Genomic DNA, 15,896 nt, shown 5'->3' with positions numbered 1-15,896 from the left:
CTTGCGGGACAGCTAGATTAGCACCCTCGTAGGCCTTCAATTCTACTGCGCCACACCAAAAACCCCGCGGAAGCTGAAAGCCCCGCGGGTCGCTAGTGTTTGCCGGGCGCTAGTTCTGCGCCGACAACTTGCGGTAGTCGAAGACCTGGTCGACGATGCCGTACTCCTTGGCCTCCTCGGCCGTCAGGATCTTGTCACGGTCGGTGTCGATGCGTACCTGCTCGGCGGACTTGCCGGTGTGGCGCGCCAGGGTCTCCTCCATCAGCTTGCGCATGCGCTCGATCTCCTTGGCCTGGATCTCCAGGTCGGAAACCTGGCCCTGCACACCGCCGGTGGCGGGCTGGTGGATCAGCACGCGGGCGTTCGGTAGAGCAGCGCGCTTGCCCGGGGTACCGGCGGCCAGCAGCACGGCAGCGGCGCTGGCGGCCTGGCCGAGGCACACGGTCTGCACGTCCGGGCGGACGTACTGCATCGTGTCGTAGATCGCCATCAGGCTGGTGAAGGAACCGCCGGGAGAGTTGATGTACATCGTGATGTCCCGGTCCGGGTCCAGCCCCTCCAGCACCAGCAGCTGCGCCATGATGTCGTTGGCGGAAGCGTCGTCCACCTGGGTGCCCAGGAAGATGATGCGCTCCTCGAACAGCTTGTTGTACGGGTTGGATTCCTTCGCGCCGTAGCTGGAGTGCTCCACGAACGACGGCAGGATGTATCGCATTTCTGGCATCTGCATCTCTGACATGTCTTAGCTCTCCTTCGCAGAGGTGATGACGTGGTCGACGAAACCGTATTCCTTGGCCTGCTGGGCAGTGAACCAACGGTCGCGATCGGAATCCTTGGTGATCTGCTCAACGGTCTGGCCGGTGAACTCCGCGATCAGCTCCGCCATTTCCCGCTTGGTGTAGGCGAACTGCTCCGCCTGGATGGCGATGTCGGCGGCGGTGCCGCCCACGCCTGCGGACGGCTGGTGCATCATGATGCGGGCGTGCGGCAGGGCGTAGCGCTTACCCTTTGTGCCTGCGGAAAGCAGGAACTGGCCCATGGACGCCGCCAGGCCCATCCCGTAAGTAGCGATGTCACACGGCGCATACTTCATCGTGTCGTAGATCGCCATACCCGCGGTGACGGAGCCACCGGGAGAGTTGATGTACAGGCTGATGTCGCGCGTCGGATCCTCTGCGGACAGCAGCAGAATCTGGGCGCACAGCTCGTTGGCGATTTCATCGTCCACCTGGCTGCCCAGGAAGATGATTCGCTCGCGCAGCAGGCGCTCGTAGACTGAGTCTCTATGGTTTGGGGTTTCCGAACTCAACTTCGCTCCTTGCCGAAAGTATTACGAAAGTTCACTTTTGTATGCGCCCCAGCCTAGTCACACCCGTCGGTAAAGCGTGCCTTCCGGTGGGGTTGTTCGCTGTCAGCGCACGGTGTGGCTGCGCACCGGAGCGGGTACGGGACTGGCGGGGCAAAAAGAAAACCGCCAGAACCTCGCGTAGAGGTCCCGGCGGTCAGGGAAAACTCTTAGTCTTCCTTCTTCTCCGCTGCCTTCTTGGTGGTCTTCTTGGCAGTGGACTTCTTCACGGTCGACTTCTTGGCCGTGCTCTTCTTCGCAGTGGACTTCTTGGCCGTGCCCTTCTTGGCAGTCGACTTCTTCGCGGTGGACTTCTTGGCAGGAGCTTTCTTCGGCTTCTCCTCGGCCTTATCCGCCTTGTCAGCCTCAGCCTTGTCGGCCTTCTCAGCCTCGGCCTCAACGTCACCGAAGTACTCCTTCGGATCAACATCTGCGCCGTCGGTGTCCTTCACAGAGGTACGGGCGATGTTCAGCGCCAGAGCCTTGCCGCGGCGGACGTCAGCGAACAGGCTGCCCAGCTGGCCGGCCTGCTGTAGCTGCATGATGAACTGGTTCGGATCCATGCCGTACTGGTTTGCAGTGAAGGCGATGTGATCCATCAGCTCTTCCTGAGAAACCTCCGGCTGCTCCTTGTCCGCAACTGCGTCCAGGAACAGCTGGGTGCGCACGGAATCCTCAGCGGAGCTGCGTGCATCCTCTTCGAACTTCTCGCGCGTCATGCCCTGGGCAGCCAGCATGGACTCGAAGACCTTCTCGTCGCCACCGAACTGCTGGATGATCTGCTGGATCTGTGCGTCGACCTGCTCCTTGACAACACCCTCCGGGAGCTCAAACTCGGTCTGCTCCAGAGCCTCGGCCAGAACCTTGTCGCGGATCTCGCCGGCCTGGGTGTTCTTCAGCTGCTGCTCGACCTGACCCTTCAGGGACTCCTTCAGCTCGTCCAGGGTGTCGAACTCGCTAGCCAGCTGTGCGAAGTCGTCGTCCAACTCCGGCAGCTCGCGCTCCTTGACGGAACCGAGCTTGACGGTAACCTCAGCCTCTTCGTCGGCGTGCTCGCCGGCAACCAGCTTGGAGGTGAAGGTGGACTCCTCGCCCTCCTTCATGCCGACCAGCGCGTCATCCAGTCCCTCGATGAGGGAATCGTTGCCGACCTCGTGGGACAGGCCCTCGGTGGTGGCCTCGTCGACAGTCTCGCCGTCGATGGTGGCGGACAGGTCGATGGAGACGAAGTCGCCCTTCTTCACCGCGCGGTCAGCCGGCTTCAGGGTGCCGAAGCGAGCCTGCAGGTTCTTCAGCTCTGCGTCGATGGCCTCGTCGTCAGCCTTCAGCGGCGCAACCTCAACGGAGATGGCGGAGAAGTCCGGAACCTCGATCTCTGGGCGAACGTCGACCTCTGCAGTGAAGGTGATGTGCTTGCCATCCTCCAGCTCGGAGATCTCAATCTCCGGCTGGCCGAGGGCCTTCACGTCGTTCTCCTCGACAGCCTGACTGTAACGAGAAGGCAGCATCTCGTTGATGACCTGATCCAGGACAACGCCACGGCCCAGGCGAGCTTCCAGAATCTTCGCCGGAACCTTGCCCTTGCGGAAGCCCGGCATGTTTACCTGCTGCGCGAGGGTTGCGTAGGCCTTGTCGAACTCTGGCTTAAGCTCCTCGAATGGAACCTCAATCGTCAGCTTGGTGCGGGTGGCGCTCAGCTTTTCTACAGAGCTCTTCACGAATGCACACTCCTGTGTATTAATAGCTTCTTTGGCACCGCGGTCTCTCGTTCATCTCGCAGCGCTTTTACGGTCGGTGCTCAATTTTATAGAACCATCGCCAGGCGCATCACGCTGGGGTGTGGTTTTCAGGCTCCCTGGCTACGAAGCGGATCACCGAATCCCCCACCGATCCGAACTGCGAACCCCCATTTCACCTTTTCAATGCGACGAACCGCAGGGTGGCGTCACAAAGAAAAAGGGCGAAGATAAAAAATGTCGGGATAACAGGATTTGAACCTGCGACCCCTCGCTCCCAAAGCGAGTGCGCTACCAAACTGCGCCATATCCCGATCTTTGCATGCCCCGAAGGGACGTTGCGCCCGCTACTTTACTGGCTGGCTACCTGGAAATACAAAACGGCAGCTCCCCCGTCGTTGCGCTCGCCTGCGCTCGGGGGAACTGCCTAAAAAGATTGGAGGGAATGACGGGAATCGAACCCGCGTCTTCAGCTTGGAAGGCTGAGGTATTAGCCACTATACGACATTCCCATTGGAAGCTAGCTTCCGTTACGTTGTGCGATGTTACACCATACACCCCGCTATCCAGCAAAATCGCCCCAGCACTGCTAGCAGAAATAGCCTACAACCTGCATGGTTGCGGGGGTATGCAGGTGTAGCAAATGCGCGATGCTAATTGTATGGGTTACTTATCGGCGGTACATTCTAGTTTTATGGAACCAATTATCGTCGACAAAAACACCGGCACGGAGCTCTGGACCGCATCACAGTGCGCTGAGTACTCCGGCACAGCTCGTGGCACCTTCACCAGCTATGCAGGCCGCGGTCGCGCGCCCCGGCCAGTGGCCAAGTACAACGGGCTGACCCTATGGGATTCCAACGTGGTCAAGGAATGGCAGCAAAAACGCGATGGCGCCCCGACCTCGTCGGGCACCACCGCGCAGAAGTAGACCTCGCGAGTGGATCTCGAGGAGAAGTAATTCTTTAGCTCTCCGGCAGAGCGGGGGCCTCGCCCGTGCGCTCGTACTCAGCCAGGATGTCGATGCGGCGCTGGTGGCGCTCTGCCTCGGACCACGGCTGGGTGACGAAAGCATCGACAATCGCCAGCGCCTCCTCCTCGGAGTGCATACGACCGCCCAGCCCGATCAGCTGGGCGTTGTTGTGTTCACGGGCCAGCTTTGCGGTCTCCACGGACCACGCCAGCGCACAGCGGGCGCCCGGAACCTTGTTGGCAGCGATCTGCTCGCCGTTGCCGGAACCGCCGAGCACGATGCCCAGCGAGCCCTCGTCTTCCACCACGGACTTGGCCGCTGCGATGCAGAACGCCGGGTAGTCGTCGTTCGCGTCGTAGGTGTGGGCGCCACAGTCCACAACCTCGAAGCCCCTGGAGGTCAAGTGATCCTTGATCACGTTCTTCATCTCAAAACCGGCATGATCTGCACCTAGGTAAATACGCATGCTGCCAGTCTAGCCGGTTGCCGGCTGCCGGCGGGCGCTACTCCGCAAGTGTTCTACCGCGGATGCCTTACTCCGCGACCGGCGCTTCGGTGCGGGAACGCTTCAGCTCGAAGAAGTGCGGGTTCGCCGCCAGGGTCACGGAGGCATCGAACATCTTGCCTGCCTCTTCCCCGCGCGGGATGCGGGTGATGACCGGCCCGAAGAAGGCCACGTCGCCCAGCTGCACGACCGGGGTGCCGACCTCGTCGCCCACCAACTCGATCGCCTTGTCCTGGGATTCGCGCAGCGGCGCGTCAACGGAGTCTTCATCGTCGGCAGCCAGGTGGCCCACCTTGGACAGCTCGGCGGGCAGCTCAGCCTCTTCCAGAGCCTCGGCGATCAGTTCGTCGTAGCCGTGCGGATCGGTTGCATCGGCACGCTCCTCGTTGTGGATCTTGGTGCCGATGGCGGTGTACCAGGCGGAGAGCTTCTCCGGGTGCTGCTGCCAAATTGCGGTGGCCACGCGCGCCGGCGCCCACGCGGCATCCATCTTCTCGCGGTAGTCAGGGTCCAGGTCGCGCCCCTCGTTCAGGACGGAGAGGCTCATCGGCTGGAACTTCACCTCCACGTCGCGAACCTCCTGGACCTCCATCAGCCAGCGGCTGGTTACCCAGGCGAAGGGGCAGATGGCGTCGAAGAACATGGTTACGGTCTGGTTCTTTGTATCGGTCATGTTCCCCACTCTAGCCATGGCGCGGGAACCCTGTCCGGCGCGCCTACTAGGGTGGTCTGCATGACTTCCATCAACCTAACCCGTACCGAGGCCGAGCATCGCGCTAGCCTCATCAGCGATGTTCACTACACCATCCAGCTGGATCTTTCCGGCGGCGAGAAGCCCGAGAACAAGCACTTCCGCTCGCTGACCCGCATCACCTTCACCTCCGGCACTGGATCGACCTTCCTGGACCTGCGTGCGGACTCGCTGTCGCGGGTGGAGCTCGATGGCGCTGAGCTTGGGGACTTTACTTATGACGCCACTACGGGCATACCGCTCGAAGGCCTGTCTAGTGGCCAGCATGAGCTGCTGGTGGAGGCGGAAATTCCGTACTCCACCACGGGCCAGGGTCTGCACCGCTTCTTCGACCCCAGCGACGACCAGGCCTACATGTACACCCAGTTCGAGACGGCGGACGCCAAGCGGGTCTTCGCCTGCTTCGACCAGCCGGACATCAAGGCGACCTATGACGTTGAGCTCACCACGCCAGCCGAGTGGACCGTGGTGACGAACAATGAGGTTTCCGTGGCGGAGGCTGAGGGCGTCAATAAGAAAAAGCACAGTGCGACCGTGGATTACCTGCTGTCGACCTACCTCATTGCGTTCTGCGTAGGCCCGTGGCACGTGGTGCGCGACGAGTGGCGCGGCACGATCACCGAGCACCCCGAGTCCGCGGCGGCGAAGGAAAAGAACCTGCAGACCAGCGGGGAGATGCGTGTGCCGCTGGCGCTGTACTGCCGCCAGTCGCTGGCGGAGAACCTGGATGCCGACGAGCTGTTCGAGGTGACCAAGCAGGGCTTCGACTACTACGCGGATAAGTTCGGCATCGGCTACCCGTTCTACAAGTACGACCAGATCTTCTGCCCCGAATACAACATGGGTGCCATGGAGAACGCGGGTGCGGTGACGATCCGCGACGAGTACGTCTTCCGCTCCGCGGCCAGCCACTACCAGTACGAACGCCGTGCGGATACGATCCTGCACGAGCTGGCGCACATGTGGTTCGGCGACCTGGTGACGATGAAGTGGTGGGACGACCTGTGGCTGAACGAATCCTTCGCCACCTGGTCAGCCGCCATGAGCCAGGCGGGGGCCACGAAGTACGACACTGCGTGGGTGACCTTCAACAGCAAGGAGAAGGCGTGGGCGTATGCGCAGGATCAGCTGTCCTCCACCCACCCGGTGTTCTCCGACGCGGGCGACATCGAGACGGTGGAGGCGAACTTCGACGGCATTACCTACGCCAAGGGCGCAAGCGTGCTGAAGCAGCTGGCGGCCTACGTGGGGCTGGAGGAGTTCTTCGCGGGCATCCGCGCGCACTTCGCGGCACACGCCTGGGATAACGCAACGTTCGCGGACCTGTTGGGGGCGCTGGAGAAGGCTTCGGGGCGCGACCTTTCCGACTGGTCGGACCAGTGGCTGCGCACGACGGGCATCAACACCCTGACTCCGGTCTTTGAGGTAAACGACGGGGCTTACACTTCCTTCGCGGTGGAGCAGTCCGGCGCGCAGCCTGGCGCAGGCGAGACCCGCACCCACCGCATTGCCGTGGGCGTGTATGGCTTTGACGGAGATGTGTTGAAGCGCACCAAGCGCGTTGAGCTGGATATTTCCGGCGAGCGGACCGAAGTTCCGGAGCTGGCGGGCGTGCCCGCTGGCGACCTGGTGCTGGTCAACGACGACGATCTGGCCTACGGAAACATGGCGCTGGATGAGGGATCCCTGGCAACTGCGGTCGGCGACAGTGATAGCGACGGAGCTGGAGCCGGCAAGCCGAACATCGTGCGCATCACAGATCCGATGGCGCGTGCCCTGGTGTGGTCCGCGGCGTGGCAGATGACCCGCAACGCGCAGATGCGGGCGCGCGACTTTATCGGCCTGGTTGCCGGCGGCGCGGCTGAGGAAACCGAGCTGGCAGTGCTGGAGCAGATTCTGGCCCAGGCCCGCGCGGCGGCTGCAAACTACGCAGACCCGGACTGGGCGGACCAGAGCTGGGCGCAGCTGCGCGAGGCCTTCCTTGCTGCAGCGCGCGAGACCGAAGGCCCGGCTCAGCTGGCGTTCATCCGCGCCTACGTGGGCTGCGTGCACTCTGCGGAGTCCGCAGGCGTGCTGCGCGCGCTGTTGGGCGAGGTTGACGCCGCCGAGGTGATCCCAGGACTGGACGTGGATCAGGACCTGCGCTGGGCGATCATCATTGCGCTGACCGCCGCGGCTCGCGCCACCGGCGAAACCGCCGAGCAGGTGGAAGCACGCATTGCCGCCGAGGAGGCCCAGGACAAGTCCTCCAGCGGAGCGGCATTGGCACTGCAGGCGCGCTCCTCCGTGCCGGATGAGCAGACCAAGCAGCAGGTCTGGCGCGCCCTGACCGTGGAGGCCCCGCAGCAAAGCAACCTGAGCCTGCGCCACCGCAACGCAGGCCTGGTACACGTCGGCCACGCCGACTTGTTGCAGCAATTCAGCGCCGATTACGTTGCCCACGCCGTGGAGTGGTGGAAGTCCCTGAACTCGGAGATGGCTCTGCGTACCCTGGAGGGCATCTACCCCTCCTGGGATCACAGCGACGCCACGGATGCCGCCATCGCCGAACTGGTGAAGGCAGAGGACACCCCAAGTGGCCTGCGACGCGTGCTCTCCGAGGGGCGCGACCGGGTAGCGCGCGCCAAGGCTGCCCGCGCATTCGACGCGGCGGGAAAGTAGCCGCCCGGCTGCGTCCCTACGGCCGTGGCCGCGCCCAACCTGCCCCGCCCGCATTAACAGAACAGATATGGTTGGAGGCATGACTTCTAGCTTCTACGACGCTGTTGGCGAAGAGACCTTCCGCGCCATCGTGCACGAGTTCTATCGCCAGGTTCGCACCGACGATATCCTCGCGCCGATGTACCCGGAACAGGATTTCGAAGGCGCCGAGGATCGACTGCGCTGGTTCCTGGTGCAGTACTGGGGCGGCCCTGCGGAATTCGACGCTCGCCGCGGCCACCCGCGCCTGCGGATGCGCCACGCCCCCTTCCGCATCGATACGGCCGCCCGCGACCGCTGGCTAGAGCTCATGGGTAACGCCATGGCCACCATCGACAAGGAACAGCTCCCCGACGCACACCGTGCGGCCATGTGGGAGCACATGGAACGGGTCGCACACATGCTGGTCAACACCCCCGATCAGTTCTAACGGTGTTAGCCGACCTTTCAGTCGAGGCGTTTTCAGTCCTCGCAGTGGGATCCTTCGTCGCTGGTCTGATTGATGCCATCGTCGGCGGCGGTGGCCTCGTCCTCATCCCCCTCATTTTGATCGTCGCACCCGCGACCCCCGAAGCCTCGGCAATGGCGACGAACAAACTCGCGGCGGTTTTTGGCACTTCTTCGGCTGCCACGCGCATGCTCCGATCCTCTGATATTCGCCAAAAGATCGATCGGCGCCTGGTGGCCTATGGGGTTCCGCTGGCTTTCGCCTGCTCGGCCTCTGGTGCGCTGCTGGTAGCAGCGCTCAGCTCCGAGGTTCTGCGACCTCTGGTGATTGTTCTCTTGCTTGCGGTTGGCACGTATGTCGCCCTCAAACCCAGCTTTGGCACACCCCAACGCGCTCCATCGCAGAGCCGTCGCCGTTGGCTCATCGCGCTGTTCGCGGTGGGAGCTATCGCCACTTACGACGGCTTCTTCGGTCCGGGTACGGGCACGTTTCTCATTATCGTTTTCACCGCGCTTCTTAGCAGGTCCTTCGTGGAATCCGCCGCACTGGCGAAGGTCATCAACATCGCCACGAACCTGGGCGCGCTAACCGTGTTCGCCATCGGCGGTCACGTGCTTTGGCTGCTGGGCCTCGGCCTGGCGGTCTTCAATGTGGCGGGAGCGCAAATTGGGGCGCGCCTGGTACTTTCCAAGGGAACCGGCTTTGTCCGCATCGCGCTGCTCGTCGTTGTCGTGGTCATGAGCACCAAGTTGGGCTACGACATGTACGCCGGTTCCTAAATCGCTCACGTCGCAGCGGCCCGCGTGCGGCGGCTCCCCAAACCTCTAGCGTGGCCCGGGCACCCGCGCCAGCCCACCGGGGCGTGGCGCGTACACGCTGCCGACCAGCGCATCCACCCGAATCCACGATCCGCTGGCGCTCACGCGCACATAGTCATAGTCCCGCAGTTTCTCCCCCGGCTCCGGAACCAGCCGCAGGCCGCCAAGTGCCGCGATGGTTCGCCCCTCCAGTGCGACAGAGGCGGTGGCGTCATTACCGCGCTGCACTGTGAGAACCTGCTGTTCTAGCAAGCTGCGCGCGATGCCCATCGGCCCGGAGTTTGCCTCATTTTCCGAGGCCATATCCGCGTGCAAGCCGCGCACCACGTCCCCCGGAACCGTGTCAATCAGCTCGAAGCCCTGCTGCGGAGGCGGCGAGCCCACCCACATCAGATCCATGTCCGCGCCCAGGTCGAGGGCTTGCTGGCCGGGTTCAAACGCGACGATCGCCTCCAGTGCGTCGCTGGCGTATGCCACCGTGCCGGCGCCGCCTACCTGTCCGGGCACTCGCACGGAAGCAACGCAGCCTAGGGGCGTCGAAATAAAAAGATCCGTCGACCGCTCCCCCACAGCGCTCAACCGCACCAGCGCACCCGGATCCATCACCAGCGCACGCTTCATTACCGCTCCCGCGCGCCGCATAGCACTCACGGCCGCGGTCGCGGATCGCGAATCAATTGTTCCCTGTAGATCGATTGTGACGCCCATAGTTCCCCCACCTTAGCCCTCCCCAAGGCTGAAGCTCGCGTGGGCTGGGCGCTTGCGGGTCAGCGGGTCAGCACGGAAGTTGAAGGCGCGCCAGTTATCCGGCTCGGATTAGAAGCGCGCGGCAGTGGTGGCGCGGTCAGTGACCACCTCGTGGTCCTCCGGAATCAAGAACTGGTTGATGTTGTCGATGTCCTGCTCGCTCCACTCGCGGGACTTACCGGTCATCACGTCGATACCCACCATAACCGCGTCGATGGTGCAGGTGATCCGCCCGACGGAGTCTTGGACAACCTGGCGCATGGTGCAGGATTTGCGCCCGACGTCGATGAAGTAGGAGGCTACGGCCACTTCCGACTCCCCCGGCGACAGCGGGAATGGATAGTCGATGGTGGTGTGGCGCGCGAACATCGGAGGAACAGCAATGTCCATTTCCATCAGCACGTCTTTGAGGAAGACCATCCGCGCGTCCTGGCCGAATTCCAGATACTTGGCGTTATTGACGTGCTGGTATTGGTCGAAGTCGGACCAGCGGAGCTCGCGGTGGCAAGTGTGCCAGCGAGTTCCGGTGGCCTCGTGTTCGATGAAGGGCATTGCGTTTCAAACCTCGCTTAAAGCCTCACAGATAACTTTTGTTTCGTGAACCAATACTGCCACATCGTTCACACAGGTTCACGTTGTTACACGGTTTAAGCGAGAAAGGCGGCGCAGGCCATTTAGTTAGCCTGCGCCGCCGAGCTGCTTTAGCGTGCTTCCCGACTAGCGGGTCAGCTTGCGGTGCGTCACGCGGTGCGGACGTGCAGCTTCCGGGCCGAGGCGCTCCACCTTGTTCTTCTCGTAGTCCTCGAAGTTGCCCTCGAACCAGTACCACTGGCCTTCGGCAACGTTGCCCTCCCAAGCCAGGATGTGGGTACAGGTGCGGTCCAGGAACCAGCGGTCGTGCGAGATGACCACGGCACAGCCCGGGAACTGCTGCAGAGCGTTCTCCAGGGAGGACAGGGTCTCAACGTCCAGGTCGTTTGTCGGCTCATCCAGCAGGATCAGGTTGCCGCCCTGCTTCAGCGTCAGCGCCAGGTTCAGGCGGTTGCGCTCACCACCGGACAGCACCTTGGAAGGCTTCTGCTGGTCCGGGCCCTTGAAGCCGAACGCGGACAGGTACGCGCGGGAAGGCATTTCGTTCTGGCCGACGTGGATGTAATCCAGGCCGTCGGAGACTACCTCCCAGACAGTCTGCTCCGGGTCGATGTTCTCGCGGTTCTGGTCTACGTAGCTCAACTGAACAGTAGAGCCGACCTTCACCTCGCCAGAATCCGGCTCTTCCAGGCCAACGATGGTCTTAAACAGGGTGGTCTTACCCACACCGTTCGGACCGATGACGCCCACGATGCCGTTGCGCGGCAGGGTGAACGACAGGTCCTTGATCAGGGTGCGACCGTCGAATCCCTTGTTCAGATCCTTGACCTCGACCACCTGGTTGCCCAGACGCGGCGGGGTTGGAATCTGGATCTCTTCGAAGTCCAGCTTCTTGTACTTCTCCGCCTCGGCAGCCATCTCCTCATAGCGCTGCAGACGGGCCTTGTTCTTCGCCTGGCGAGCCTTCGCACCGGAGCGGACCCACTGCAGTTCTTCCTTGAGTCGCTTCTGCAGCTTCGCGTCCTTCTTACCGGCGACTTCCAGGCGCTTGGCCTTCGTCTCCAGGTAGGTGGAGTAGTTGCCCTCGTAGGGGTACAGCTTGCCGCGGTCGACCTCACAGATCCAGCCGGCGACGTGGTCCAGGAAGTAGCGGTCGTGGGTGACGGCCAAGACGGCGCCCTTGTAGTCCTTCAGGTGCTGCTCCAGCCACAGCACGGACTCGGCGTCCAGGTGGTTAGTGGGCTCGTCGAGCAGCAGCAGGTCCGGCTCGGAAAGCAGCAGCTTCGCCAGGGCCACGCGGCGGCGCTCACCACCGGAAAGATGGGTCACCGGCTCATCGGACGGCGGGCAACGCAGGGCTTCCATGGCCTGTTCGATCTTGGAGTCCAGCTCCCACGCATCTGCAGCGTCGATCTTCTCCTGCAGAGTCGTCATCTCTTCCATCAACTCGTCGGTGTAGTTGGTGGCCATTTCTTCGGCGATCTCTTCGTAGCGCTGGCGGATCTGGAAGATCTCGCCCATGCCCTCTTCGACGTTCTGGCGAACGGTCTTTTCCTCGTTCAGCGGCGGCTCCTGCAGCAGGATGCCGACGGTTGCGCCGGGGTCCAGGAAAGCCTCGCCGTTGGAGGGCTGGTCAATGCCAGCCATGATCTTCAGGATGGAGGACTTACCTGCACCGTTCGGGCCCACCACGCCGATCTTGGCGCCGGGGTAGAACGCCATCGTGACGTTATCCAGGATGACTTTGTCGCCGTGCGCCTTGCGCACGTTCTTCATGGTGTAAATGAACTCGCCCACGGTGAACTCTTTTGACCTTTCGTGGTTAGTGTCCCAATGTATTCGCCCACCCAGTGTACGTGGTGCCACCGTGCGAAGGCCGACCTGGGCTACTCCCCCGAGCCACCCAGGTCGACCTCACCGTTTAGCGCCCATTATGCGCTTGGATTAGCGCTGAGACTAGCGCTTAGAACGCAGGTTCCACTTCCTCTTCCTGGACGCCTGCGCCGACTCCCACCAGCTCCGGCGAGCCGCTGGAGTTTGGCGCCGCACCCGGCTCCGCGACCTGTGCTGTGTTCTGCTGTGCGTTTTGCTCCACGGCCTTGCGCACGTTCACCAACACGTTTCGCGCGCTCAGGTCCGGACCCACGTGGGTGGCGCGCACGCGCAGCACGCTGCGGGTCACGGACTTGCCGTCTTCGCCGTTGGCTTCCCACGTGCTTTGCACGATGCGTCCGACGACGATCACGGACATTCCCTTGCACACCGTCGCGCTGACGTTATCGCCCAGTGCTCCCCAGCACTGCACTTCCATGTAGCACGGGTCGCCGTCCTTCCACTGCCCGTCCGCGCCTTGGTAGCGGTGGTTCATCGCCACGCGGAACGTGGTGAGTGTGGGCCCGCCGTCCAGCCCCTTGATCCGAATCTGCGGGTGGTCAACCGCGTTCCCCACCAGATATGCCTGCGCCAGATTGTTGCTCATCTGACTTGTCCCCTTCCTTGTTTTCGCACCGAAGCTTGTTCCCCGGCGCGTGGCTTTATTGTTAGCGCGTTTCGGGGTTTTTCTTTTTCTTCGTGACGCCACCCTGTGGACAACTCCGCCCATCAAAGGCGCTTTTCCACAGGCTGGAAAGAAGGGGGTTGACAGTTTGAGGCGGGGTGTGCGTTAGTCCGACGTTCGGCGGACTTGCTTGTTCTCGGCTTTGGTTTCGGCCTTGCTTTCGGCCCGGTTCTCGCCTTGATTCTGGCCTTGGTTCTGAGTCTGGCGCTGGGCTTGGCTCTGGCCCCTGTGTTGGGCCTTGTGCTGCGATTTGTGCTTGGCCGAGTGCAGGGAGCTCTGAACGTCCTGGTCGTGGTAATCATCGCCGTAGTACGCGCGGTTGCCAGTATCGATCTGCCCGCTGGAAAGTCCAGCCAGCATCGCGTTGTATGCCTCCAGTTCTTCGTCACCAGTGCGTTCTTCACGGCGGTCGAAGCGCTTAGCTTCGCGCCGGTCGGAGCGCAGCCATTGGAATCCGTGGGCGATGGAAACCACCAGCAGCGGAATTTCGCCCAGAGCCCAGGTGATGCTGCCGCCCAGGTACTGCTGGTGGTCCAGGTCCACTGGGAATGGGAAGTCCAACTGGTTATAAAACTCCGCGTTCAGCGGCTCGGAGATCTGCATCATCGCGATACCGAACCATGCGTGGAAAGTCACCATCGCAAACAGCGTCAGCATCTTGATAAACGGCGAGAGGTTCCGCGGTGCGGCATCCACGCCGATGATCACCCAATAGAAGATGTATCCCGAGATGATGAAGTGCAGCATCATAAACAGGTGGCCGGCGTGCTCACCCGCGATGGCGTCAAAAAGTGGCGAAAGATAGAGGTAATAGAAACCAACAACGAACTGCGTTCCGGCGACGATTGGGTGCGTCAGGAAGCGCGAGAACGGGTTGTTGATGAACACGACCAACCATTCGCGCGGGCCCGCCACGCCGTTTCGACCGGCGGCAGGCAGGGCGCGCAGCAGGAGCGTCATGGGGCCGCCAAGAACCCAGAACACGGGCACGGCCATGGAGAGAATCACGTGCTGCAGCATGTGTGGGCCGAACATCGCCATGGAGTACATGCCAAGGCCGGAGCTGGTGGCGAACAGCAGGGTGACGTTGCCGGCGGTCCACCAGATCAGGCGCTGGATGGGCCACTCGATGCCACGCTTCCGGATGCTCAGCCAGGCCCACATGTAGCCGGCCTGCAGGAGGATCGCGCCCACGCCGAAAACAAGGTCCAGGCGGAACATGGTGAAGTAGCGCCCGATACTCGGCGGCTCGGTGAGGGTATAGCCCAGCAGTATGTCCTGCGGAGTGAGGTCCACGATCTGCTCGATGGGTGGCGGGATGCGGCCCAGGGAGACGGCGATGCCGATGGTGGCGGCCATGATGAAGATTTCCAGGGCCGCGAAGCGGATGAACGGCTTGCGCTGAGCGTTGGTGGTTTTACCGCTTTCGCCCTCGCCTTCGCGCAGCTTCGGGATGATGCGGGAGCGCTGCTCCCAACCGAACCAGGCCAGGAGCAACGTCATGACCATTTTTGCGACGATGACCAGGCCGTACTGGGTGGTGAAGAGCTCGTCCAGGTGGACACGCAGCAGTGCATTGATGAAACCGGAGATCGCGACGGCGATGATGCAGAACAGCGCCAGGGTGCTGTAACGCTGGACGATGAGGGCCAGGTGCGGGCCGCGGCGCTTCGCGTGCGCCAGCAGAGCCAGCAGGCCACCCACCCACAGCGATACGCAGATGATGTGCCAGAGCAGCGAGTTCACGCCGTAGTCGTGGTTACCGCCCGCCGCGGAGTGCCCCTCCAGGGCCAGCGGAACCAGCGAAAGAACCGACAGCGCCAGGAAGATCGGCTGCCAGATCCACTTCCGCGTGAGCAGCGACAACCCACCGGCCGCGCCAGCGAAAATGGCAACCCAGAGCCAAGCCTTTGACGCCGACACCTGATCCAGTGCAATCCCCCAGTACTCGGGCTTAAGAACCTCTGTGAGGGGGCTGCCGGAGATGTCCGACATGTACATGGGGATCAGCAAGATCGCCAGGAGCGCGAAGCCGATCATCCCCCAGGTGCCCGTGCGGGCGGCACGGAAGCCGTCGAGCGTGAGATAGCCCTGCTTGTCCGGGGGCGTGCCGAAGGCGGACATCAGGAACCCGCCAAGGCCCAGGCAGCCGATGAAGATCGCCGCGCCGCGGACGAAGGGCAGGCCGATGGTGGTCAGCGGGCCGGGGTCCGGGATGCCCAGCAGGGCGAGCGATTCGCCGAGGAAGGAGTAGCCGATGGCCGCGCCGAAACACCCGGCGACGAGGGCGCCGATGAGGTACACGAGGCCGGGGTTGCCCAGCTTCGCGGGCTGGGTGGGGGTTTGCGCTTCCGCTTGCGCGGGCTTCGCTGTGGTTTCCGCCTGCTTCGCCTGCGCGGACTTGGCTTGCGCTGCTTGCTTAGCTTCCTGATCTGCCTGGGAGGACATGTTTGGAACCTTACCCTCCGCTCCGGACAGGGTGAACTTCCTGGTTTTGTGATGTTCGTTGCGTCACAGTGGTGGCGCATTTTGGCCGCAGATCGGTGCCACGATACCCCGGCACCGACCTGCGTGACTGCGCCACGCTTACGGTATGGCTGCCCCGCAAATTCAGCGCACGTGCGCGTGCATTATCATCTACTCGTATGCCTCCGTAGCTCAGTGGATTAGAGCAGTGGGTTTCTACCCCATGTGTCGCGGGTTCGAGTCCTGCCGGGGGCGCCAT

Annotated in this window: 14 protein-coding genes and 3 tRNA genes; 5 read left to right on the top strand and 12 right to left on the bottom strand. The window is 62.6% G+C overall.

The features are described 5' to 3' along the window. Positions 1-109: 109 nt before the first annotated feature. The 5 genes from QKE30_RS07980 to QKE30_RS07960 form a co-directional block, all read right to left on the bottom strand. Positions 110-739 carry an ATP-dependent Clp protease proteolytic subunit gene (locus QKE30_RS07980; protein ID WP_011273209.1) on the bottom strand — a complete coding sequence of 210 codons (630 nt, stop codon included), beginning with the start codon at positions 737-739 and terminating at the stop codon, positions 110-112. Between the two features lie 3 nt (positions 740-742). Next, positions 743-1,309 (bottom strand): ATP-dependent Clp protease proteolytic subunit, encoded by a 567-nt coding sequence (locus QKE30_RS07975; RefSeq protein WP_011273208.1) that lies wholly within the window; start codon positions 1,307-1,309, stop codon positions 743-745. A 206-nt stretch (positions 1,310-1,515) separates the two neighbouring features. Then, a complete protein-coding gene (tig, locus tag QKE30_RS07970) occupies positions 1,516-3,063 on the bottom strand; it encodes a trigger factor (protein WP_347934539.1) in 1,548 nt (515 codons plus the stop codon). Between the two features lie 258 nt (positions 3,064-3,321). Continuing rightward, positions 3,322-3,395: transfer RNA gene (locus tag QKE30_RS07965), tRNA-Pro, on the bottom strand. A gap of 123 nt (positions 3,396-3,518) precedes the next feature. Continuing rightward, positions 3,519-3,593, bottom strand: a tRNA-Gly gene (locus tag QKE30_RS07960). Between the two features lie 182 nt (positions 3,594-3,775). Between QKE30_RS07960 and QKE30_RS07955 the strand changes: the two genes are divergently transcribed. Then, positions 3,776-4,012, top strand: coding sequence for a hypothetical protein (locus tag QKE30_RS07955; protein WP_239201051.1), 237 nt, complete (start codon positions 3,776-3,778; stop codon positions 4,010-4,012). Between the two features lie 34 nt (positions 4,013-4,046). Here the strand turns inward: QKE30_RS07955 and QKE30_RS07950 are convergent, their stop codons facing one another. Continuing rightward, on the bottom strand, positions 4,047-4,520 hold the full coding sequence (locus QKE30_RS07950; RefSeq protein WP_239201050.1) for a ribose-5-phosphate isomerase: 474 nt from the start codon (positions 4,518-4,520) through the stop codon (positions 4,047-4,049). Between the two features lie 67 nt (positions 4,521-4,587). Then, positions 4,588-5,250, bottom strand: coding sequence for a disulfide bond formation protein DsbA (locus tag QKE30_RS07945; protein WP_347934538.1), 663 nt, complete (start codon positions 5,248-5,250; stop codon positions 4,588-4,590). A gap of 42 nt (positions 5,251-5,292) precedes the next feature. Between QKE30_RS07945 and pepN the strand changes: the two genes are divergently transcribed. The 3 genes from pepN to QKE30_RS07930 all read left to right on the top strand — a co-directional run bounded on the left by pepN (position 5,293) and on the right by QKE30_RS07930 (position 9,237). Then, positions 5,293-7,971: an aminopeptidase N gene (pepN, locus tag QKE30_RS07940; protein ID WP_347934537.1), complete on the top strand. Its 2,679-nt coding sequence runs from the start codon at positions 5,293-5,295 to the stop codon at positions 7,969-7,971. 79 nt (positions 7,972-8,050) lie between these two features. Then, positions 8,051-8,440, top strand: a complete 390-nt coding sequence (locus QKE30_RS07935; RefSeq protein WP_347934536.1) for a globin — start codon at positions 8,051-8,053, stop codon at positions 8,438-8,440. A gap of 2 nt (positions 8,441-8,442) precedes the next feature. Continuing rightward, the gene (locus QKE30_RS07930; protein ID WP_347934535.1) at positions 8,443-9,237 is read left to right on the top strand and encodes a TSUP family transporter; all 795 of its coding nucleotides are present in this window, start codon (positions 8,443-8,445) and stop codon (positions 9,235-9,237) included. 45 nt (positions 9,238-9,282) lie between these two features. Here the strand turns inward: QKE30_RS07930 and QKE30_RS07925 are convergent, their stop codons facing one another. From QKE30_RS07925 to QKE30_RS07905, 5 genes are all read right to left on the bottom strand, one after another. Beyond that, a complete protein-coding gene (locus QKE30_RS07925; protein ID WP_347934534.1) occupies positions 9,283-9,897 on the bottom strand; it encodes a hypothetical protein in 615 nt (204 codons plus the stop codon). Between the two features lie 195 nt (positions 9,898-10,092). Then, entirely contained in the window at positions 10,093-10,575 is a 483-nt protein-coding gene (locus QKE30_RS07920; protein WP_035005369.1) for an acyl-CoA thioesterase, read from the bottom strand. 165 nt (positions 10,576-10,740) lie between these two features. Continuing rightward, positions 10,741-12,411 carry an energy-dependent translational throttle protein EttA gene (gene ettA, locus QKE30_RS07915; protein WP_347934533.1) on the bottom strand — a complete coding sequence of 557 codons (1,671 nt, stop codon included), beginning with the start codon at positions 12,409-12,411 and terminating at the stop codon, positions 10,741-10,743. A 166-nt stretch (positions 12,412-12,577) separates the two neighbouring features. Next, entirely contained in the window at positions 12,578-13,093 is a 516-nt protein-coding gene (locus QKE30_RS07910) for a single-stranded DNA-binding protein (RefSeq protein WP_297667090.1), read from the bottom strand. 183 nt (positions 13,094-13,276) lie between these two features. Beyond that, positions 13,277-15,619: a cytochrome c oxidase assembly protein gene (locus tag QKE30_RS07905; RefSeq protein WP_347934532.1), complete on the bottom strand. Its 2,343-nt coding sequence runs from the start codon at positions 15,617-15,619 to the stop codon at positions 13,277-13,279. Between the two features lie 199 nt (positions 15,620-15,818). Between QKE30_RS07905 and QKE30_RS07900 the strand changes: the two genes are divergently transcribed. After that, positions 15,819-15,895, top strand: a tRNA-Arg gene (locus QKE30_RS07900). The last annotated feature ends 1 nt before the right edge of the window (position 15,896 follow it).

Origin of the sequence: Corynebacterium sp. c24Ua_83, from assembly GCF_039907245.1 — a bacterium.
In the GTDB taxonomy this organism is placed as follows: domain Bacteria; phylum Actinomycetota; class Actinomycetes; order Mycobacteriales; family Mycobacteriaceae; genus Corynebacterium.
Note: the sequence above shows the minus strand (reverse complement) of the source record. Positions and strands in the feature narration are given on the sequence as shown.